Origin of the sequence: Tepidimonas sp. (assembly GCF_036824975.1) — a bacterium.
GTDB lineage: Bacteria > Pseudomonadota > Gammaproteobacteria > Burkholderiales > Burkholderiaceae_C > Tepidimonas.
This window is the reverse complement of record NZ_DAISZC010000088.1, coordinates 1-4578: the sequence shown is the minus strand read 5'-3', so window position 1 is coordinate 4578 and position 4578 is coordinate 1. Positions and strand designations below refer to the sequence as shown.

Annotated in this window: 5 protein-coding genes; 2 read left to right on the top strand and 3 right to left on the bottom strand. The window is 69.8% G+C overall.

What is annotated here, in order from left to right; translation table 11 throughout:
• Both rfbD and rfbB read right to left on the bottom strand, forming a co-directional pair.
• Window positions 1–676, bottom strand: a 676-nt coding sequence (rfbD, locus tag V7Z54_RS09090; RefSeq protein WP_334136004.1) for a dTDP-4-dehydrorhamnose reductase, incomplete at its 3' end; no start/stop codon positions are given.
• Window positions 677–790: 114 nt separating this feature from the next.
• Entirely contained in the window at window positions 791–1882 is a 1092-nt protein-coding gene (gene rfbB / locus V7Z54_RS09085; protein WP_334136001.1) for a dTDP-glucose 4,6-dehydratase, read from the bottom strand.
• Between the two features lie 96 nt (window positions 1883–1978).
• On the opposite strand from rfbB, the gene V7Z54_RS09080 reads away from it, so the two are divergent.
• Entirely contained in the window at window positions 1979–2473 is a 495-nt protein-coding gene (locus V7Z54_RS09080) for a ComEA family DNA-binding protein (protein ID WP_334136000.1), read from the top strand.
• A gap of 246 nt (window positions 2474–2719) precedes the next feature.
• Window positions 2720–2974, top strand: coding sequence for an acyl-CoA-binding protein (locus tag V7Z54_RS09075; protein ID WP_443082467.1), 255 nt, complete (start codon window positions 2720–2722; stop codon window positions 2972–2974).
• On the opposite strand, the gene V7Z54_RS09070 is transcribed toward V7Z54_RS09075, so the two are convergent.
• A partial coding sequence (locus V7Z54_RS09070; protein WP_334135999.1) for a molybdopterin-containing oxidoreductase family protein occupies window positions 2919–4578 on the bottom strand: 1660 nt, incomplete at its 5' end. The two genes, V7Z54_RS09075 and V7Z54_RS09070, sit on opposite strands and share 56 nt — an antisense overlap.

Sequence of the window (4578 nt, the reverse complement as noted above, 5' to 3'; positions counted from 1 at the left end):
GCACGATGTGCGCGGTGACATCGGCGATGAGGTCGGCGCCGGTGGGCGCGCCCCACTGGTCATCCACCACCGTCAGGCGCTCGCGCTCGCGCGCCAGGCGCAGCATGGTGCGCGCGAAGTTGCCGCCGCGCACGCCATAGACCCACTGGGTGCGCAGGATGAGGTGGCGGCAGCCGCTGGCGCGGATGGCCTCTTCGCCCGCGAGCTTGGTGCGCCCATATGCGTTGAGCGGCCCGGTGGGGTCGTCTTCGCGCCAAGGGCGCTGGCCGCTGCCGTCGAAGACGTAGTCGGTGCTGTAGTGCACCAGCCAGGCGCCACAGGCGGCGGCCGCCTGCGCCAGCACGGCAGGCGCTTCGGCGTTGATGCGGTGGGCCAGCTGGGGTTCGGACTCGGCGCGGTCCACCGCCGTGTAGGCGGCGGCGTTGACGATGACGTGCGGTTGCACGCGCTCTACGGTGCGCCGCAGGCCATCCAGGTCGGTCAGGTTGCCACACAGGGGCTGCGCGGGCAGCGGGCGGCCCGGCGCGACCAGGCTGGCGGCGGCCTGCGCCGTCAGCCCGTTGCGGTCTAGCGCGATGACGCGCCCGACGACCGCCAGGCTGCGCTGCAGCTCCCAGCCGACTTGGCCGTTTTTGCCCAGCAGCAGGATGCGCGGGGCGCCGGATGTCGGCCTCATGCCCGCCACCCCGCAACGATGAGCCAACGGAACCATCGGCGTGCGGGAGCCGACCCGTCAGCGCTGGCCCAGCTCGCCGTGCGAGCCGCTGGGTCGATGGCTGCCATCGCCCCGTCACCCATAGTGACGCGCTATCCACTCGCGGTAGGCGCCGCTTTGCACACGCTGCACCCACTGCGGGTGATCGAGATACCACTGCACGGTTTTGCGCAGGCCGCTGTCGAAGGTTTCGGCGGGCTGCCAGCCCAGTTCGCGCTGGATTTTGCGGATATCCATGGCGTAGCGGCGGTCGTGGCCGGGGCGGTCGGCCACGAAGGTGATGAGCTCCGCGTAGTTGGTAATGGACTGCCCGGTGCGCGCGTGCGCCACGCGGCGCTGCGGCGCCGGGGCCAGTTCGTCGAGCAGGGCGCAAATCTGTCGCACCACGTCGAGGTTGGTGCGCTCGCTCAAGCCGCCGATGTTGTAGGTATGGCCCGGCTGCCCGGCTTGCAGGACGCGGCGAATGGCAGCGCAGTGGTCGCGCACATAGAGCCAGTCGCGCACCTGCTGGCCGTCGCCGTACACGGGCAGCGGCTGGCCGGCCAGCGCGTTGACGATCGTCAGCGGGATGAGCTTTTCCGGAAAGTGGTAGGGGCCGTAGTTGTTGGAACAGTTGGTGGTGAGCGTCGGCAGCCCGTAGGTGTGGTGCCAAGCGCGCACCAGGTGGTCGCTGGCAGCTTTGCTGGCGCTGTAGGGGCTGTTGGGTTCGTAGCGGTGTGCCTCGGTAAAGGCGGGGTCGGTGGGACCCAGGCTGCCGTAGACCTCGTCGGTGCTGACGTGCAGGAAGCGAAAGGCGGTCTTGTCGCTGTCGGGCAGTTCGCTCCAGTAGGCGCGCACGGCCTGCAGCAGCCGAAAGGTGCCCACCACGTTGGTCTGGATGAAGTCTTCCGGGCCGTGGATGGAGCGGTCCACGTGGCTTTCGGCGGCGAAGTTGAGCACTGCGCGCGGGCGGTGCTGGGCCAGCAACCGCTGCACCAGCGCCGTGTCGCCGATGTCGCCCTGCACGAAGCGGTGACGCGGGTCGCCCTCCAAGTCGGCAAGGTTTTCGCGGTTGCCGGCGTAGGTGAGTTTGTCCAGGTTGACGACGGGCTCGTCGGACTGCGCCAGCCAGTCGAGTACGAAGTTGCTGCCAATGAAGCCGGCACCGCCGGTGACCAGGATTGTCATGGCCGCGATTGTGACACGGCACGCAGCGAAGCCTAGCGCGGTTGACGCATAAATTAGCTGGTTTACCATTGGCAATCGACGATGGGGAGGCTTGACATGATTACCGATGCGGCCCGGCCCGCACGCGGCGGCAACGGGTTGAACAACCGGCACGCAGCGCTGCGGCCCGAACCCGAAATGATCACCCCTACACCGGGGGATGCACTGAGCCAGCGGCGCATGGCACGGCGGTCTGGGTGGACCGGCAGCCGCGGCCGACGTTGGCTGGCCACGTGGCTGATGGGCAGCGTGATGGGGCTGAGCACCCTGCCCGCCTGGGCGCAGCTGGACGTCAACCGCGCCAGTGTGGAGGAGCTGATGCAACTGCCCGGCATTGGCCAGGTGCGGGCCGAGCGCATCGTGCAGGCGCGTGCACAGCGGCCGTTTACGGACTGGGCTGACTTTCAGGCACGGGTGGCGGGCGTTGGCCCGAAAACGGCCGAGGCGCTGTCGGCGCACGGGCTGCGCGTGCAGGGGCGCAGCTACGGGCAGGACATAGCCCAGGGGCGCGTGACCCCGGGGCGGCGTTCGCCCAACCCCGTGCGCCCCTGATGTGCCGCCAGGGCGCCACGGCAGGCCGCCGCAACGCGCGGCCTGCCGGATGCCCACCGTCCCGGATTGAGAGGCCGCGCGCCCACGGCATGCCGACGGATGGCGACGCGGCCTACCCGGCAACACCGACCGTGTGCGCGCCAACCCCACGCCCGGCACGACCGACCGAACGCACCACCACCGCGATCGAGGGTGGCAGCAGCCACTGGCTTGATTTTCAGAACGAACGTTCGTATTATTTTGGATATGAACGCACCGCAAACCGCCTTTGACGCCGCGCTGCAGCGCGTCAAGACCCTGACCCGCCGCCCCGACAACGCCACGCTGTTGCAGCTGTACGCGCTGTACAAGCAGGCCACCGAGGGCGACAACACCACCCCCAAGCCGAGCCTGACCGACGTGGTGGCGCGCGCCAAGTGGGACGCTTGGAACAAGCTCAAGGGCGTCAGCCGCGACGACGCGATGCAGCGCTACGCGGCGCTGGTGGAGACGCTGGAGTAAGCGCACGCCGACGTGCCCGCACCGTGTTGCCGCGCCAGCGGCACTGGGCGCAGCTTGCATCAGATGGCGTTGCGCGGCGGCTGAGCGGCTCAACGGGCCGCATAGGCAGGGTTCCCCGCCGCGCCCGTCGGACGCGCGTCACACCGTAGCCGTCGGGAGGTGGGCGTCGCCCACCGCGGCAGCAGGGGGGTGGCGTGCGGCGCACCTGCACCGCGCAGTCGTAGAAGGTGGGAGCGCGTCCCAGGTCGGTGAGCGCCTGGCTGGTGAGCTCGTTGACGTTGGTGCCATCGGCGCTCATCTTGCGCCACCAGATGCCTAGCCCCACCACCACCCCGGGCCGCGCGCGGCCATTGAGGCGCGCGCGGGTGCGGTGGCGGCCGCGGTCGTTGAACACCTCCACCCAGTCGCCGTCGCGGATGCCGCGCGGCGCGGCGTCGTCGGGGTGTATTTCCAAACAGGGTTCGCCTTCGGCGTCGCGCAGCGACACGACGTTGACGAAGGTGGAGTTGAGAAAGTGCCGCGCCGGTGGCGAGATCATGGCCAGTGGGTAGCGGGGATCGGCCCCTGCCGGTTCATGGTTGGGCAGCACCGCAGGCAGCGGATCCAGCCCTAGCGCCGCCAGATGCGGGCTGGCGAATTCGCATTTGCCAGAAGGGGTGGGGAAGCCGCCATGGGCAAAGGGCGCCTCGGGCACCGGCAGGCTGACCCAGCCCTGGCGCAGCAAGGTGTCGAAGTCGATGGCCGAGCCAAAGGCCTGCCGACACAGGGTCAGGTCGTCGTCGGCAAAGCACGGCTCATCAAAGCCGAGCCGCCGCGCCAGCTCGCGGAATACCCAGGTGTTGGGGCGCGCCTGCCCCACGGGCTCGATGGCGGGGCGGTTGAGCAGCACGTCGGTGTGGCCGTAGCTGAGGTGGATGTCCCAGTGTTCGAGCTGCGTGGTGGCGGGCAGCAGGTAGTCGGCGTAGTCGGCGGTGTCGGTTTGGAACTGCTCGAGCACCACGGTAAACAGATCCTCGCGCGCAAAGCCGCGCACCACCTGGCCCGATTGGGGCGCCACCGCCACGGGGTTGCTGTTGTAGACGATGAGGGCTTCGATGGCAGGCCCAAAGCCCGGCGAGGCCGGGCGCAGCAGGTCGTCACCAATGGTGCTCATGTTGAGGGTGCGCGGCTGCGGACAGGGGCTGCGCTGCAGCAGGTCGGGCCGCTGCAGGGTGTGGCGCTGCACCGGGTACCAGCCGGAGCTGGACAGCAACAGCCCGCCGCCGCGATGGCGCCACGCGCCGATGACCGCGGGCAGGCACGCGATGGCGCGCACCGCGTTGCCGCCGCCGCAGGTGCGCTGCATGCCGTAGTTCAGGCGGATGCCCACCGGCTCGCCGCGCTGCACGCAGGTACCGATGTCGCGCGCCAGCTCGACGATCGATTGCACCGGCAGCCCACAGACGACCGCGGCGCGTTCGGGCGGCCACTGCAGGGCACGGGCACGCAAGCCTTCCCAGCCCGAGGTATGGCGCTCGATGAAGTCGTGGTCCACCCAGCCGTGCGCGATGCACTCGTGCATCAGCGCGTAGGCCAGCGCCGCGTCGGTGCCAGGCAGCAGCGCC